The organism is Micromonospora sp. NBRC 110038, from assembly GCF_020884815.1.
GTDB classification, from domain to species: Bacteria; Actinomycetota; Actinomycetes; order Mycobacteriales; family Micromonosporaceae; genus Micromonospora; species Micromonospora haikouensis.
The window spans coordinates 555,735-570,927 of sequence record NZ_BBOL01000002.1; the positions used below are offsets into that span (position 1 = coordinate 555,735).

General features: G+C 74.2%; 16 protein-coding genes. 8 read left to right on the top strand and 8 right to left on the bottom strand.

All coding sequences use genetic code 11. The features are described 5' to 3' along the window. Window positions 1-42 precede the first annotated feature (42 nt). The 3 genes from LPU61_RS10180 to LPU61_RS10190 are packed head-to-tail and all read left to right on the top strand — an operon-like array spanning window position 43 to window position 2,092. Window positions 43-336 carry a hypothetical protein gene (locus LPU61_RS10180; RefSeq protein ID WP_229404771.1) on the top strand — a complete coding sequence of 98 codons (294 nt, stop codon included), beginning with the start codon at window positions 43-45 and terminating at the stop codon, window positions 334-336. Window position 337: 1 nt separating this feature from the next. Beyond that, entirely contained in the window at window positions 338-1,504 is a 1,167-nt protein-coding gene (locus tag LPU61_RS10185) for a glutathionylspermidine synthase family protein (protein ID WP_043965298.1), read from the top strand. 18 nt (window positions 1,505-1,522) lie between these two features. Further along, on the top strand, window positions 1,523-2,092 hold the full coding sequence (locus LPU61_RS10190; RefSeq protein WP_043965297.1) for a CGNR zinc finger domain-containing protein: 570 nt from the start codon (window positions 1,523-1,525) through the stop codon (window positions 2,090-2,092). A 55-nt stretch (window positions 2,093-2,147) separates the two neighbouring features. Here LPU61_RS10190 and LPU61_RS10195 read toward each other — a convergent pair whose 3' ends face one another. Continuing rightward, a complete protein-coding gene (locus tag LPU61_RS10195; protein WP_229404772.1) occupies window positions 2,148-2,954 on the bottom strand; it encodes a sugar phosphate isomerase/epimerase in 807 nt (268 codons plus the stop codon). 107 nt (window positions 2,955-3,061) lie between these two features. After that, a complete protein-coding gene (locus LPU61_RS10200) occupies window positions 3,062-4,006 on the bottom strand; it encodes a Ppx/GppA phosphatase family protein (RefSeq protein WP_229404773.1) in 945 nt (314 codons plus the stop codon). A 74-nt stretch (window positions 4,007-4,080) separates the two neighbouring features. Between LPU61_RS10200 and LPU61_RS10205 the strand changes: the two genes are divergently transcribed. After that, window positions 4,081-4,887, top strand: coding sequence for a hypothetical protein (locus LPU61_RS10205; RefSeq protein ID WP_043966467.1), 807 nt, complete (start codon window positions 4,081-4,083; stop codon window positions 4,885-4,887). A gap of 107 nt (window positions 4,888-4,994) precedes the next feature. On the opposite strand, the gene LPU61_RS10210 is transcribed toward LPU61_RS10205, so the two are convergent. Together LPU61_RS10210 and LPU61_RS10215 are read right to left on the bottom strand one after the other, a co-directional pair. After that, on the bottom strand, window positions 4,995-5,678 hold the full coding sequence (locus LPU61_RS10210; RefSeq protein WP_043965295.1) for a response regulator transcription factor: 684 nt from the start codon (window positions 5,676-5,678) through the stop codon (window positions 4,995-4,997). Between the two features lie 13 nt (window positions 5,679-5,691). Next, window positions 5,692-7,002: a cell wall metabolism sensor histidine kinase WalK gene (locus LPU61_RS10215; protein ID WP_043965294.1), complete on the bottom strand. Its 1,311-nt coding sequence runs from the start codon at window positions 7,000-7,002 to the stop codon at window positions 5,692-5,694. 211 nt (window positions 7,003-7,213) lie between these two features. Here LPU61_RS10215 and phoU point away from each other — a divergent pair, with 211 nt between their 5' ends. Then, window positions 7,214-7,867, top strand: coding sequence for a phosphate signaling complex protein PhoU (gene phoU, locus LPU61_RS10220; protein WP_043965293.1), 654 nt, complete (start codon window positions 7,214-7,216; stop codon window positions 7,865-7,867). Window positions 7,868-7,943: 76 nt separating this feature from the next. Here phoU and LPU61_RS10225 read toward each other — a convergent pair whose 3' ends face one another. Continuing rightward, window positions 7,944-8,711, bottom strand: a complete 768-nt coding sequence (locus tag LPU61_RS10225; protein WP_043965291.1) for a phosphoglyceromutase — start codon at window positions 8,709-8,711, stop codon at window positions 7,944-7,946. 151 nt (window positions 8,712-8,862) lie between these two features. On the opposite strand from LPU61_RS10225, the gene LPU61_RS10230 reads away from it, so the two are divergent. Next, window positions 8,863-10,149 carry an MFS transporter gene (locus LPU61_RS10230; protein WP_229404774.1) on the top strand — a complete coding sequence of 429 codons (1,287 nt, stop codon included), beginning with the start codon at window positions 8,863-8,865 and terminating at the stop codon, window positions 10,147-10,149. Between the two features lie 398 nt (window positions 10,150-10,547). On the opposite strand, the gene LPU61_RS10235 is transcribed toward LPU61_RS10230, so the two are convergent. The 3 genes from LPU61_RS10235 to mshA form a co-directional block, all read right to left on the bottom strand. Beyond that, a complete protein-coding gene (locus LPU61_RS10235) occupies window positions 10,548-11,381 on the bottom strand; it encodes a hypothetical protein (protein ID WP_229404775.1) in 834 nt (277 codons plus the stop codon). A 78-nt stretch (window positions 11,382-11,459) separates the two neighbouring features. Continuing rightward, on the bottom strand, window positions 11,460-11,993 hold the full coding sequence (locus tag LPU61_RS10240; protein ID WP_043965284.1) for a YbjN domain-containing protein: 534 nt from the start codon (window positions 11,991-11,993) through the stop codon (window positions 11,460-11,462). A 66-nt stretch (window positions 11,994-12,059) separates the two neighbouring features. Further along, the gene (gene mshA / locus LPU61_RS10245) at window positions 12,060-13,424 is read right to left on the bottom strand and encodes a D-inositol-3-phosphate glycosyltransferase (protein ID WP_229404776.1); all 1,365 of its coding nucleotides are present in this window, start codon (window positions 13,422-13,424) and stop codon (window positions 12,060-12,062) included. 192 nt (window positions 13,425-13,616) lie between these two features. Between mshA and LPU61_RS10250 the strand changes: the two genes are divergently transcribed. Together LPU61_RS10250 and LPU61_RS10255 are read left to right on the top strand one after the other, a co-directional pair. Further along, window positions 13,617-14,381: an SDR family NAD(P)-dependent oxidoreductase gene (locus tag LPU61_RS10250; RefSeq protein ID WP_043966465.1), complete on the top strand. Its 765-nt coding sequence runs from the start codon at window positions 13,617-13,619 to the stop codon at window positions 14,379-14,381. After that, on the top strand, window positions 14,381-15,193 hold the full coding sequence (locus LPU61_RS10255; protein ID WP_229404777.1) for a class I SAM-dependent methyltransferase: 813 nt from the start codon (window positions 14,381-14,383) through the stop codon (window positions 15,191-15,193). Before LPU61_RS10250 ends, LPU61_RS10255 begins: the two co-directional genes overlap by 1 nt.

Below are 15,193 nucleotides of genomic sequence, written 5' to 3' on the forward strand. Positions count from 1 at the left end.
CCCGGGGCAGGTGACGTGGCGCGGGTCAGCTACAACGATGCCGTGGAACAACGCCCCCGACGCCGGCTCCGGTCGGCCACCGTGCAGCTCGGCGCGCTGACCGCCCTCGCGCTCACCATCTCCGGCTGCAACATGTCCTCCGGCGACGACGATGACGACGACTGCGCGCTCGGGCCGGTCGGCGGCGGGACGACCGTGGCGCTGGCGATGCACGTGCCCGCCACCGGCACCGCCGTCACCACCGACGCCGGGCGCGCCGACCCCCGGGCGGGTGCCGCCGCGGCGGTGCCGGAGCGCGGCGGCTTCGGCACCCATCTCGCCTCCTGCGGCGGCTGACGTGCGACGCGAGGCGGCCACCCCGCGCGCCGACTGGGACGCCACGGTCCGCTCGCAGGGCCTCGTCTACGTCGACACGGAGCTGCCCGACGGCGGGATCGTGTCGTACTGGGACGAGACCGCCGCGTACGTCTTCGGGCTGGAGGAGGTGCTCCGGCTGGAGGAGGCGACCGCCGAGCTGCACCGGATGTGCGTCGCCGCCGCCGAGCACGTGGTGGCCCGGGGCCGGTACGCCGAGTTCGGCATCCCCGGGTGGGCAGCCGAGGCGGTGGCCCGTTCGCTGCGCGAGAAACCGCCGAGCCTCTACGGCCGCTTCGACCTCTGCTACGACGGCAGCTGGCCGCCGAAGCTGCTGGAATACAACGCCGACACCCCCACCTCGCTGGTCGAGGCGAGCATCGTGCAGTGGTTCTGGCTGGAGGAGACGCGCCCGGCGGCGGACCAGTGGAACAGCCTGCACGAGCGCCTCGTCGCGGCGTGGGCGCGCATCGGCGCGGGCCTGCACGACGACCGGGTGCACGTGGTGTGGTCGAGCGAGGAGGAGTCGGGCGAGGACCAGATCACGGCCGGCTACCTCGCCGAGACCGCCCGGCAGGCGGGGCTGAAGGCGGAACTGCTGCCGATCCAGGACATCGGCTGGGACGGCCGGCGCTTCGTCGACGCCGCCGACGGCCCGGTCACCACCTGCTTCAAGCTCTACCCGTGGGAGTGGATGCTCGCCGAGCCGTACGGGCCGCTGGCCCTGGAGCCGGGCACCCCGACGACCTGGATCGAGCCGGCCTGGAAGCTGCTGCTGTCCAACAAGGCGCTGCTCGCCGTGCTGTGGGAGCTGTTCCCCGGGCACGAGTACCTCCTCCCCGCGTACCTCGACTCGCCGCGGCAGATGACCGAGTACGTGGCGAAGCCGCTGCTCGGCCGCGAGGGCGGGTCGGTGCGGATCGTCACGCCCGCCGGGGAGGTCAGCAATCCCAGCGACTACGGCGACGAGGGCTTCTGCTACCAGGAGTTCCGGGCCCTGCCGAGCTTCGACGGCAACCACGTGGTGCTGGGCAGCTGGATCGTCGACGGCGAGCCGGCCGGCGCGGGCCTGCGGGAGAGCACCAGCCTCATCACCGACAACTACGCCCGGTTCCTGCCGCACTACATCGACACGCCGCGCCTGACGTGAGTCGTCTACCGTTGGGGTGTGAACTTCGACGCGTACGCCCGGACCGGGGTTGACCTCGTCAACGCCCGGCTGGACGACCTCGACGACCTGCGGGCCCTCTTCCCCGACGAGAACGCGTGGATGCGCGACGAGGTCGCGGACCGGGACCTGGCGATCTTCCGGCGGGCGCAGAAGCGGCTGCGGGACGTCTTCGACTACGGCACCTCGGGGCGCGACATCGAGGCGGTCGCCGAGTTGAACGCGCTGCTGGAGGCGTACCCGGTGCAGCCGCGCATCTCCGGCCACGACTCCAGCGACTGGCACATGCACGTCACCAGCCGGGGCGCGTCGGTGAGCGCGGAATACCTGGCCGGCGCGGTGTGGGGCCTGTCGGTGTGGCTCTGCCAGTACGGCAGCGCCCGGTTCGGGGTCTGCGCCGACGAGCGCTGCGGCAACGTCTACCTGGACACCTCGTCGAACTGCTGCCGGCGGTTCTGCTCGGAGCGCTGCGCCACCCGGTCGCACGTGGCCGCGCACCGGGCCCGCAAGCGGGCGGCGATCGGCGAGCAGCAGGCCGCTCCGGCCGAGGCGCTGGCCCCGGCGCGCTGACCGGGCCGCATCGACCTCAGCACCGGGGCCGGGCCAGCCGGGCAGCGGGCGCGGGTCAGGCGTCGACGGGGGACGGCGCGGTCAGGTTGGCGCGGGCGAACTCCAGGGCCTCGCGCAGGTCGGCCTCGCGGACGGCGCGGCTCTTCGCGCCCCGCGTGGTGACCTCGACGGCCACCGAGCCGGCGAAGCCGCGCCCGGCGAGGGAGCGCAGCAGCTCGCCGCAGGGCTGGCCGCCCCGCCCCGGCACCAGGTGCTCGTCGCGCCCCTCGCCGGTGCCGTCGCCGAGGTGCACGTGGGCGAGGCCCGACCCCATCCGGTCGGCCATGGCCAGGGCGTCGGTGTGCGAGGCCGCGCAGTGCGACAGGTCGAGGGTGTACGACGGGTAGCCGGTCTCGGTCGGGTCCCACCCGGGGGCGTACGGGACGAACTGCCGGCCGGCCATCCGCACCGGGTACATGTTCTCCACGGCGAAGCGCAGCCCGGTGAACCGCCCGGCGACCTCGTCCAGCCCCTCGGCGAAGGTGCGGGCGTAGTCGCGCTGCCAGGTGAACGGCGGGTGCACCACGACGGTGGGCGCCTCCAGGGTGTCGGCCAGCTCGGCGGCGCGGCGCAGCCGCTCCCACGGGTCGGGGCTCCACACCCGCTGGGTGACCAGCAGGCAGGGGGCGTGGACGGAGAGCACCGGCACGCCGTAGTGCGCGGCGAGGCCGCGCAGCGCGCCGGCGTCCTGGCTGACGGCGTCGGTCCAGACCATGACCTCGATGCCGTCGTATCCGAGTGCCGCGGCCAGCTGGAACGCCGCCGCGGTCCGCTCAGGGAACACCGAGGACGTGGACAGGAGCACCGGGACGCGGGAAGTCACAGCTGCCAGCGTAGCCCGGCCCACGTTGCGGCATCGTGACGAGTAATCGCAAATCGCCCGTAGCGCCGCAACGGCCCTCCGGGACGTCACGGCAGGTCACCGGGTGTTCAGCGCTCGGTGAGCCGGTCGAGCTGGCGCAGGATGACCCCCTCCCGCAGCGCCCACGGGCAGATGTCCAGCGCGGGCACGTCGAGCCGGCGCAGCACCGCCTCGGCCACCACCGCCCCGGCCAGCAGCTGGTGCGCCCGGCCGACGCTCACCCCCTCCAGCTCGCTCAGGTGGCGCGGCGGGATGTGCCGGACGAAGCCGAGCACCTGCCGCAGCCCGTCCCGGGTCAGGCTGCGCCGGGCCCACAGCCCGGCGCCGGAGGGGGCCGCCCCGGCCAGCCGGGCCAGGGTGCGGAACGTCTTCGAGGTGGCCACGGGGCGTTCCCAGCCCACCTCGGCCATCTTCTCCACCACGGGGTCGAGCAGCCCGTCGACGTACTCCCGCAGTTCCGCCACGGCCCACGCCGGCGGCGGCTCCGCGCCGTCGGGGTCGATGCGCAGCCGGTCCCGGGTCAGCCGGCCCGCGCCGAGCGGCAGGGAGACCGCGACGTCCGGGTCCTCGTCGATGCCGGCGGCGATCTCCAGGGACCCGCCGCCGATGTCCAGGGCGAGCAGCCGGCCCGCCGACCAGCCGAACCACCGCCGGACCGCGAGGAACGTCATCCGCGCCTCGTCCGCGCCGGAGAGCACCTCCAGTCGTACGCCAGTGGCCTCGCGCACCCGCGCCAGCACCTCGGCCGCGTTGGTGGCGTCGCGCACCGCGGAGGTGGCGAAGGCCAGCAGGTCGTCGCTGCCCAGCCGGGTGGCCGAGGCGCGGGCCGCGTCGACCGCCCGGACCAGCCCGTCCGCGCCGGCCTCGGTGAGCGCACCGTCCGGGCCGATCTGCTCGGCGAGCCGGAGCACCACCTTCTCCGAGTGCGCCGGCCACGGGTGCGCGCCGTGGTGGGCGTCGACCACCAGCAGGTGCACCGTGTTGGAACCGACGTCGAGGACTCCCAGTCGCATGCCGAAGACACTAGGGCCTGCCCGGATCGGTGGCTCGCCGGTGCGAGCGGGGCACCGGGCGTACGCTGGTCCGGGTGACGAGCCAGATCGAGATCCAGGTGCTGGTGGACGACCCCGACGACCCGCGCAGCCGCGAGGTGGGGCTGGACTTTCCCCGAGAGTGGATCGAGTTCGTCGACCCGGCCGACGCCACCCACGTGATCCGCGCCGACCTGACCTGGCTGCTGTCCCGCTGGACCTGCGTGTTCGGCCGGGGCTGCCACGGCATCGTCGCCGGCCGGGCCGCCGACGGCTGCTGCTCGCACGGCGCGTTCTTCACCGACTCCGACGACGAGAAGCGGGTCCGGGCGGCGGTCAAGCGGCTCACCCCGGACAACTGGCAGCACTTCCGGCGCGGGTTCAAGAACTGGACCGAGAACGACACGGTCGACGGCAAGACACCGGCCCGGCGCACCGCCACCCGCGCGGTCGACGCACCGTGCGTGTTCCTCAACGACGCCGACTTCCCCGGCGGGGGCGGCTGCGCGCTGCACGCCCAGGCCCTGCGCGACGGGGTGCACCCGCTGGAATACAAGCCGGACGTCTGCTGGCAGCTGCCGGTCCGCCGGGACCAGGAGTGGCACAAGCGGCCGGACGACACGAAGGTGCTGGTCTCCACGCTGGCCGAGTTCGACCGGCGGGGCTGGGGCGCGGGCGGGCACGACCTCGACTGGTGGTGCACCTCGTCGACGGACGCGCACGTCGGCACCGAGCCGATGTACGTCTCGTACGGCCCGGAGCTGACCGCGCTGGTCGGCGCGGCGGCGTACGCGAAGCTCGCGGAGCTGTGCGCGGCCCGGCTGCGGCAGGGCCAGGTGGCCCCCCACCCGGCCAGCGCGTAAGGAAGGGCCCCCTACCAACGCTTTCCGCATAGGAAGGGCCCCTTCCTAACCACGCTGGCGAGTGCTCAGCGCACCGACCGGGTGCGGTCAGGCGGTGATCGGGCCCGTCACGGCTCGAACTTGTAGCCCAGGCCCCGGACGGTGACGATGAAGCGCGGCGCGGACGGCTCCGGCTCGATCTTCGAGCGCAGCCGCTTGACGTGCACGTCGAGGGTCTTCGTGTCGCCCACGTAGTCGGCGCCCCAGACCCGGTCGATGAGCTGGCCCCGGGTCAGCACCCGGCCGGCGTTGCGCAGCAGCAGCTCCAGCAGCTCGAACTCCTTGAGCGGGAGCTGCACGGTGCCCCCGTCCACGGTGACCACGTGCCGCTCGATGTCCATCCGCACCGGCCCGGCCGCCAGGGTCGGCGCCCCCGACTCGGCCACGTCGGGGGTCTGCCGGCGCAGCACCGCCCGGATCCGGGCCACCAGCTCCCGGGGGGAGTAGGGCTTCGTCACGTAGTCGTCGGCCCCGATCTCCAGGCCGACGACCTTGTCGATCTCGCTGTCCCGCGCGGTGACCATGATGATCGGCACGTGCGAGCGCTGGCGGAGCTGCCGGCACACCTCGGTGCCGGACATCTCGGGCAGCATGAGGTCGAGCAGCACGATGTCCGCGCCCGTCCGGTCGAACTCGGTGAGGGCGGACGGGCCGGTGGCCGCGACCGAGACCTCGAAGCCCTCCTTGCGGAGCATGTACGACAGGGCGTCGGAGAACGACTCCTCGTCCTCGACCACCAGAACGCGGCTCAACGGGGTATTCCTTTCATAGCGGTCGGACCTGCCGGAGCTCGGCCGGGCCGGCCTCGATCCCATCCGATTGCGGTGTCGGCAGCAGGTCGTCCGGTGGACGGGCCGGCAGCCGGAGGGTGAACGTCGACCCACCACCAAGAGTGCTCGACACCTCGACCCGGCCGCCATGGTTGCTGGCGATGTGTTTGACGATGGCCAGGCCGAGGCCGGTGCCGCCGGTGGCCCGGGAACGGGCCTGGTCGGCCCGGTAGAACCGTTCGAAGATCCGCTCGACGTCCGTCGGCGCGATCCCGATGCCCTGGTCGGCGACGGAGATCGTGACGTGCTCGCCGTCGGACCGGGTGGTGACCCGGACGGTGGTGTCCTCGCCCGAGTAGGTGATGCCGTTCTCGACGAGGTTCGCCACGGCGGTGGCGAGCTGGGCGTCGCTGCCGTAGACGGTCAGGCCGCGCTCGCCCTCGGTGGCCACCTCGATCCGCCGGGCGGCGGCGGTGGTGCGGGTGCGGTCGATCACCTCGGCGATCACCCAGTCCACGGCGACCGGCTCCGGGGCGGGCTGCGGCTCGGCGCCCTGGAGCCGGGTCAGCTCCAGCAGTTCCTGCACCAGCCGCCCCAGCCGGGTCGACTCGTGCTGGATGCGCTCGGCGAACCGGCGCGCGGCGACCAGGTCCTCGGAGAGGTCGGGGGCCGCCGCGCCGGCCGGCTCGGTGGCGTCCAGCAGCGCCTCGGCGAGCAGTTGCAGGGCCCCGATGGGCGTCTTCAGCTCGTGGCTGACGTTGGCCACGAAGTCCCGGCGGACCCGGGCCAGCCGGTGCGACTCGGTGACGTCGGCCGCCTCCACGGCCACGTGCCCGCCGCCGATGGCCATCGCCCGCAGGTGCACGCCGAGCGGGTCGGGGCCGGAGGCGTCGCGGCCGCGCGGCAGGTCCAGCTCGATCTCGCGCCGCACCCCGGTGCGCCGGACCTGCCCCGCGAGGGTACGGATCAGCGGGTGCGCGGCGATCGAGCCGGGCGTGGCCCCGGTGCGCAGCAGCCCCATCGCGCGGGCCGCCGGGTTGACCAGGACCGGCACGTCGTCGGGGCCGAGCACCACGACGCCGGCCCGCAGCGAGTCCACCGTGCGGCGGCCCAGGCTGGAGAGGCCGGTCTGCTGCTCGTCGACCATCACGGGCCTCCCCCTGGTCCGGAACAGGCGGGCGGGGCCGCCGTTCCCGGCGGCCGGGCCGCGGCGGCGCCACGACCGGACGAGCCGGGGCAGCAGCGACCCGATGGCCAGCCCGGCCACCAGTGTCACGACCGCCGCCGCCGTCACCGCCCACTCCACCCGGCGATCGTAGGGTCATTGTTCATCTGGACATCGCCACAAACGGGATGAAACGCTCTCGCTTCCGGCGATGTTCACCCGTCGGTCCCGCGTCGTTCACCAGCGTTCACCTCCGGTCATCTCCCCCGGCCTACGGTTGTCGCGCACCCTGCCAGACCAGCGCCGACGCCCGCAGCCCCGGGCCGGCGACCACCGACCACAGGACGTGATGATGCGCGACGAGTTCCGGGCCGACCTCCAGATTGTCAGCCAGCTGCTGGTGGACATGGCCGAGGCCATCCGCGCGGCCATGCGCCAGGCCACCCGCGCCCTGCTCACCGCCGACCGCCAGGCCGCCGAGAACGTGATCGAGCGGGACGCCGAGATCGACGAGCTCTACCGGCACGTCGAGGAGCGGGTCTGCGACCTGCTGGCCCGGCAGGCCCCCGTCGCCTCCGACCTGCGGGCCATGATCACCGCCCTGCACGTGGCCGCCGACCTGGAGCGGATGGGCGACCTGGCCGACCACGTGGCGAAGACCGCCCTGCGCCGGCACCCCTCGCCGGCCGTGCCGGCGGAGCTGCGGCCGGTCTTCGTCGACATGGCGTCGATCGCCGACCGGATGGCCGAGAAGATCGGCTCGGTGCTGGCCAAGCCCGACGCCGACCTCGCCGCCGAGCTGGACCGCGACGACGACGCCATGGACGACCTGCACAAGAGCCTCTTCGGGGTGCTGCTCGGCGACGACTGGCCGTACGGGGTGGAGACGGCGATCGACGCCACCCTGCTCGGCCGCTTCTACGAGCGGTTCGCCGACCACGCGGTCAACGCCGGTGAGCACGTCGTCTACCTGATCACGGGGGAGCCCGCCGCCGCGGCCGAGTGAGCGCCCCGCCCGCCGCAGCGTCAGGAAGGGCCCCTTGTCATCGCGGAAGCGATGACAAGGGGCCCTTCCTTGCAGGTCAGCGGCCCTGGTTGGCGACCGCGGCGGCGGCCTCCTTGGCGGCGGCCGGGTCGAGGTACGTCCCGCCGAGGACCTGCGGACGCAGCTGCGGGTCCAGGTCGTAGCGCAGCGGGATGCCGGTCGGGATGTTGAGCTTGGCGATCGCCTCGTCGCTGATCTGGTCGAGGTGCTTGACCAGCGCGCGCAGCGAGTTGCCGTGCGCGGCCACCAGCACCGTCCGGCCCGCCAGGATGTCCGGCACGATCGAGTCGTACCAGTACGGCAGCATCCGCTCGACGACGTCCTTGAGGCACTCGGTGCGCGGCATCAGCTCGGTCGGCAGCAGCGCGTACCGGGGGTCGCCCACCTGCGACCACTCGTCGTCGTCGGCGATCGGCGGCGGCGGGGTGTCGTACGACCGACGCCAGAGCATGAACTGCTCCTCGCCGTACTCGTCGAGGGTCTGCTTCTTGTTCTTGCCCTGCAGGGCGCCGTAGTGGCGCTCGTTGAGCCGCCACGACCGGCGCACCGCGATCCAGTGCCGGTCGGCGGCGTTCAACGCCAGCTCGGCGGTGCGGATCGCCCGGCGCATCACGCTGGTGTGCACCACGTCCGGCAGCAGGTCGTGCTCGCGCAGCAGCTCACCGCCGCGGCGCGCCTCCGCCTCACCCTTGGCGGTCAGGTCGACATCGACCCACCCGGTGAAGAGGTTCTTCGCGTTCCAGTCGCTCTCGCCGTGCCGCAGCAGGACCAGCGTCCCGACGGTGGGCCCTTCGCTCGCAGTCATGCCGATCATCCTGCCGCACTCCGTCGACGGACACGCGGGGACCTGCGGTGACGACCACCACGTGGAAAAGCCGGTGACCGGCCTCCGGCCCCGCGACTAGGTTGTAAGGCGCTTTGGATACATCGGTCATTACCGAAAGCGGGGCGCGAGCGTGCGGGCGATGCGGGGCTGGTTCCAGGACACCACGGGCGGGCTGCCCAGGACCTTCTGGTACCTGTGGACGGGCACCCTGATCAACCGCCTCGGCTCGTTCGTCCTGGTCTTCCTGGCCATCTACCTCACCCAGGAGCGGGGCTTCGACGAGCTGGCCGCCGGCCTCGTGCTCGGCCTGTGGGGCGTCGGCGGCGCGGTCGGGACGACGCTGGGCGGGACGCTCGCCGACCGGTGGGGCCGGCGACCGACGCTGCTCACCGCCCACCTCGGCGCGGCGGCCATGATGCTCACCCTCGGCTTCGCCCAGCAGCTCTGGGCGGTGGCCGGCGGGGCGCTGCTGCTCGGCCTGTTCGCCGAGGCGGCCCGCCCGGCGTTCGGCGCGATGATGATCGACGTGGTGCCGGAGCGGGACCGGCTGCGCGCGTTCTCGCTGAACTACTGGGCGATCAACCTCGGCTTCGCCTGCGCGGCGATCCTCGCCGGCCTGGCCGCCGAAGCCAGCTACCTCCTGCTGTTCGTGATCGACGCGGCGACCACCCTGGCCACCGCTGTGATCATCTTCGTGAAGGTGGCCGAGACCCGCGCCCCGGCCCGCGTCACCGTGCACCCCGCCGGGGCCGCCCGCCCCCGGGGGGCGCTGCGCACCATCCTCGGCGACCGGGTCTACCTGGGCTTCGTGGCGCTCAACCTGCTCGGCGCGCTGGTCTTCCTCCAGCACATCTCGATGCTGCCGATCGCCATGGGCGACGACGGCCTGAGCCCGTCCACGTACGGCGTGGTGATCGCGCTCAACGGGGTGCTCATCGTGGCCGGGCAGCTCTTCGTGCCCCGGCTGATCCGTGGGCGCAGCCGCTCGCACGTGCTCGCCCTCGCCGCCGTGGTGATGGGCGTCGGGTTCGGGCTGACCGCGTTCGCTGACGCCGCCTGGTTCTACGCCCTCACGGTGCTCGTCTGGACCCTCGGCGAGATGCTCAACTCGCCGTCGAACTCCACCCTGATCGCGGAGCTCTCCCCCGCCGACCTGCGCGGCCGGTACCAGGGCGTCTTCTCGCTGTCCTGGCAGGTCGCCGGAGCCAGCGCGCCGATCCTCGGCGGCCTGGTCCGGCAGCAGGCCGGCAACGCGGCGCTCTGGCTGGGCTGCGCGGCGGTCGGCGTCGTGGTGGCGGTCGCCCACCTGGCCTCCGGGCCGGCCCGGGAGCGGCGGGCCACGGCGCTGCGCCCGCCGGCCGAGCCCGTCGGGCCCGCGCCGGCGAAACGTGGACGGCTGACGTCCGTCGTGAACTGAAGCTGTCCAAGATCTGGGGGTACGAAGGCCGGGTCGACGCAAAGCGCCCACCTCGACCAGTGGTCGTGATGGGCGCCCGCATCGTGCCGGCGGCGGCGGGCGACACTCACCCCCGTAAGCGTCGCCCGCTCGCGCCGCCGGTTCCAACGGGTGGCGCCGTCCCCCAACGGCGGGATCCACCCGTCCCTGCGCCTGCACTCGTGCACGGATCTGATCGATCCACCGCTCCCCCGAACGGTTACGAGCGTGGCGCGTGCAATAAAGCTAGTTTCCCCTGGTTGCGGATTCAACCCGGAACGGCTGTCTCGCCGGTCACAGCATCACCGTCCGAAACCGTACCCGTTCGCCGGGTCACCACCGGCACACCGGGACTACCCGTGCGCCGGTCCCGCAAACGCCTAGGCGTCCTCACGATCGGGTGACTCCGTGCGGAAGAAGTTGCTCTGCCGGCCGTCGCGCAGCTGCTCCTGGTAGATCAGGTTGAGCCGGCGGCCGTCGAAGGTCCGGAACCACTCGTCCCAGGTGATTTCCCGCACCCGGCTGCTCTCCCGGTACCCCGGCAGGTTGAACGTGAGCACCCCCGCCCGGCCGTTGCGCTCCGTGCCCGCGATCGTGGCTGGCCGGGCGTTGCGCTCCCGCGCCCAGCGCCGGATCACGTCGTGGTTGGTGGTGACCAGGCTGCGCCCCGGACGCTCCGGCCGGTCCTGGAGCGAGGTGATCGGCTGCGAGGACCGCGCCGACCGGGACGACGACCGGCCGGTCCGGATCGCCGACCGCTGGGCCGCGCCCTGGCCGGCCCGCGCCGGGGCGGCCTTCCTCGCCGGGGCGGCCCGACGCGCCGAGGCCGAAGCCGGGGCGGCCTTGGCCGCCCGCGTCGGGGTCGCCTTCGCCCGGGCCGGGGTCGCCTTCGTTCGGGCGGCGGCCGCGGTGCGCGTACCCCCGGCGGTCTTGGCCTTCGTGCCGCTGGCGCGGCCCGCGGGCCCGGTGCTGCGCCGCGCCGCGCCCCGGCTCTCGGCCCGCAGGGTACGGGCCAGGGCCTTCACCAGCTCCGGCTTGCGCAGCACGGAGATCCCGGCGACGCCCCGACGACGCAGCTGGCCGCGGATGTCGTCCACCCGCATGCGGGAGATCTCCGACTCGGAGATCGTCGGGGTGTTCGGGGTCTGGTTGCCCGTCTGCCGTCTCGTCCTGGTCGCAGCCCCGCCGCGACCTGAGCTGTTCCGCTGAGCCATGGGATGCTCCGCTCCTTGACAGTCCGTCCTCGGCGCGCGGTGGATCCCAGTGCCGCACCGCGCGGTGCGGCATACCCGTCAGGACGGCTCCGAACCTCCCGCCGTGGCCCGGCCGGCGGGCGAGGGCTCGAAGAGGTGCGCGAACGCCGCCAGGTTGGCCGTGGACTCGCCGCGCTTGACCCGCCACTCCCACTCCCGCCGGATGGCGGTGCCGAAGCCGATCTCCAGCATCGTGTCGAACGACTCGTCGGCGTACGTCAGCACGCTGCCGAGCAGCCGGTCCAGCTCGTCCTCGTCGACCCCCGCCAGGTTCACCCGGCCGGTCAGGTAGACGTCGCCGACCGCGTCGATGGAGAACGACACGGCGTACATCCGCGCGTTGCGCTGCAGCAGCCAGGCCCACAGCTCCTCGCGTCGCTCGTCCGGCTGGCGCATCACGAACGCCTCGATCCGCAGCGCGTGCTCGCCGACGACGAGGTTGCAGATCGTCTTGAGCTTGTGGGTGCCGGGCAGGGTCACCGCGTACGACGCCTCGCCGGTGGACTCGACCGCCAGCTCCCGCTCGGCGCAGACCGACTCGATCAGGGCGGCCACCTGGCTCCTCGCGCTCATCCGCCCCACTCTACGGCCGCACCGGCCCACCCGCCGTGGACCGCTGCGGCGGCCTGCCCTTCGCGCTCACCAGGCGCAGGAGAGCGCCCCGTCCGCCGCGAGCCGGCTGGCGAGCCGCTCCCGGTGCTCGGCGATCGTCTCGCCGTAGACGGCGAGCAGGTTGCCGACCGTGCGGTCCCAGGAGAAGTTGCGGGCGTGTTGCTCGGCGCCCCGCCCCAGGGTCGCCCGCCGCGCCCGGTCCGGCAGCAGCCCCGCCAGCGTACGGGCCCAGTCGACCGGGTCGTGGCTGTCGACGAGCACCCCGCTGACCTGGTCCCGGACGGCGGTCACCAGGCCGCCCACGGCGGCGGCCAGCACGGGCGTGCCGCACGCCTGCGCCTCCAGGGCGACCAGCCCGAACGACTCGTTGTGCGACGGCACGGCGACCAGGTCGGCGGCCCGGTAGACGGCCGGCAGGTCGTCGCCGGTGCACGGCGGCAGGAAGCGCACCCGGTCGGCGATCCCGAGCGAGGCGGCCAGCTCGATCAGGGCGGTGGGCCGGTCCAGCCCGCTGCCGCTGGGGCCGCCGACGATCACCACGGTCAGCTCGTCGGCGAGGAGCGGGTCCCGTTCCCGCAGGGCGGCGGCGGCGCGGATCAGCACGTCGGGGGCCTTCAGCGGCTGGATCCGGCCGACGAAGGCCACCACGTACCCCGTGGTGGGCAGGCCGAGCCGGCGGCGGGCGGCGAGCATGGCCGCGAGCCGGTCCCCGGGGGCGGGCCGGAACCGGTCCAGGTCGACGCCGGGCTCGACCACGGTGACCCGGGCCGGGTCGGCGTCGTACCGGTCGAGCAGGTCGCGGGCCTCCACCCGGGTGTTGGCGACCAGCCGGTCGGCCTCGGCGACGACCTGCTCCTCGCCGATGACCCGGGCCTTCGGCTCGGGGCGGTCACCGGCGGCGAGCCGGTCGTTCTTGACCTTGGCCAGGGTGTGCGCGGTGTGCACCAGCGGCACCCCCCAGCGCTCCTTGGCCAGCCAGCCGACCTGCCCGGAGAGCCAGTAGTGCGAGTGGATCAGGTCGTAGTGGCCCGGCGGGCGGGCCGCCTCGGTGCGCAGCACCCCGGCCGTGAACGCGCAGAGCTGGCCGGGCAGCTCCTCCTTGGTCAGCCCCTCCAGGGGGCCGGCGGTGACGTGCCGGACGTGCACGCCCGGGGACATCTCGACCACCGGCGGCAGGTCGCCGGAGGTGGCCCGGGTGAAGATCTCCACCTCGACGTCGGCCTCGGCCAGCCGGCGGGCGACCTCCAGGATGTAGACGTTCATGCCGCCCGCGTCGCCCGTGCCGGGCTGGTGCAGGGGCGAGGTGTGCACCGACAGGGTGGCGATGCGCCGGGGGCGCGGCCACGGCCGGGCACCTCGCTGACGACCCACGCCGGTGTGCTGTTCCGCCACGTCCGCTCCTTCTGTCACGGTTGATGCCGTCCCGCACGACCGGCGCTCCTCGGTCAACCTGCGCGCCGCGTGTCATCTTCCCCATCGGGAACCGGAAATTCGTACCGGCGGCCCCCCGGCGTGACGGACCTCATCGACGCGGGTGGCCGGCCGGCGGCGCGCGCGGCGTCCCGGCGGGGTGAGAATGGCCCGATGACCTCTGTCGCGATCGTCACCGGGGCGTCCAGCGGGATCGGCGCGGCCACGGCCCGCCGGCTGGCCGCCGAGGGGTTCCACGTGCTGGCCGCCGCGCGGCGCACCGACCGGCTGGCCGCGCTCGTCGCGGAGATCGGGGCGGCCGGCGGGTCGGCCGCCGCCGTCGAGTGCGACGTCACGTCCGCGGAGTCGGTGGCGGGCCTCGCCGCAGCCGCCGCGGCGGCCCCCGGGCCGGTCACCCTGCTGGTCAACAACGCCGGCGGCGCGCGCGGCCTCGACCCGGTGGAGTCCGGGTCGGTGGGCGACTGGCAGTGGATGTACGACGTGAACGTGCTCGGCACCCTGCGGGTCACCCAGGCGCTGCTGCCCGCGCTGGAGGCGTCCGGGGCCGGCACGATCGTGATCGTCTCCTCGACCGCCGGCCACGTCGTCTACGAGGGCGGGGGCGGCTACAGCGCCGCGAAGCACGCGCAGACGGCGGTCGCCGGCACGCTGCGGCTGGAGCTGTGCGGCCGGCCCGTCCGGGTGATCGAGATCGACCCGGGGATGGTGAAGACCGACGAGTTCGCGCTGGTCCGCTTCGGCGGCGACGCCGACCGGGCCGACGCGGTCTACGCCGGGGTGGCCGAGCCGCTGGTCGCCGAGGACGTCGCCGACTGCGTCGCCTGGTGCGCGACCCGGCCGCAGCACGTCAACGTCGACCGGCTCGTGGTCCGTCCGCTGGCCCAGGCGGCGCAGCACAAGGTGCACCGGGCGGGCTGATGGGCCCCCGGTCACGGGCGGAGGCGGCGGTGGTGCGGCCGCAGGGGGTCGTCACCCGGGGCACGACCAACCCCAACCGGCTGCGCCGGGTCGACAACTGGATCGTCGAGACGTGCGGCGGCCGGCTGCGGGACGCGGCGGACCCGCTGGTGGTCGACCTCGGCTACGGCGCGACCCCGGTCACCGCCGTGGAGCTGCGCGCCCGGCTCGCCGCCGGGGTCCGCGCCGACGTGCGGGTGGTCGGGCTGGAGATCGATCCGGTACGCGTGGCCGCCGCGCAGCCGGCCGCCGACCCGCCTTGGCTGACCTTCGCCCGGGGCGGGTTCGAGCTGGCCGGGCTGCGGCCCGCCCTGGTCCGGGCGTTCAACGTGCTGCGGCAGTACGACGAGGCCGAGGTCGCCGCCGCCTGGCGCGCGGTCACCGGGCGGCTGGCCCCGGGCGGGTTGCTGGTCGAGGGCACCTGCGACGAGCTGGGGCGGCTCGGCGGCTGGCTGCTGATCGACCCCGCCGGCCCCCGCACGCTCACCCTGGCGGCGAAGCTGACCACGCTGGGCAGCCCCGCCGAGCTGGCCGAGCGGCTGCCGAAGGCGCTGATCCACCGCAACGTGCCGGGCGAGGCGATCCACGACCTCCTCCGCGACCTGGACGACGCGTGGCGCTCCGCCGCCGCGTACGCCCCCTTCGGGCCCCGGCAGCGGTGGCTGCGGGCGGTGGCGGCGGTCCGCGACGCCGGCTGGCCGGTCGCCGACGGTCCCCGCCGCTGGCGGCACGGCGAGCTGACCGTCGACTGGTCCGCCGTCGCCCCCGCCTGA

Bases quoted from the DNA above. Each gene is read 5' to 3' on its own strand.
- LPU61_RS10200 (WP_229404773.1), bottom strand. From the start codon at position 4,006: ATGCGACTGGGAGTCCTCGACGTCGGTTCCAACACGGTGCACCTGCTG.
- phoU (WP_043965293.1), top strand. From the start codon at position 7,214: ATGCGCGACGAGTTCCGGGCCGACCTCCAGATTGTCAGCCAGCTGCTG.
- LPU61_RS10225 (WP_043965291.1), bottom strand. From the start codon at position 8,711: ATGACTGCGAGCGAAGGGCCCACCGTCGGGACGCTGGTCCTGCTGCGG.
- LPU61_RS10235 (WP_229404775.1), bottom strand. From the start codon at position 11,381: ATGGCTCAGCGGAACAGCTCAGGTCGCGGCGGGGCTGCGACCAGGACG.
- LPU61_RS10240 (WP_043965284.1), bottom strand. From the start codon at position 11,993: ATGAGCGCGAGGAGCCAGGTGGCCGCCCTGATCGAGTCGGTCTGCGCC.
- LPU61_RS10250 (WP_043966465.1), top strand. From the start codon at position 13,617: ATGACCTCTGTCGCGATCGTCACCGGGGCGTCCAGCGGGATCGGCGCG.
- LPU61_RS10255 (WP_229404777.1), top strand. From the start codon at position 14,381: ATGGGCCCCCGGTCACGGGCGGAGGCGGCGGTGGTGCGGCCGCAGGGG.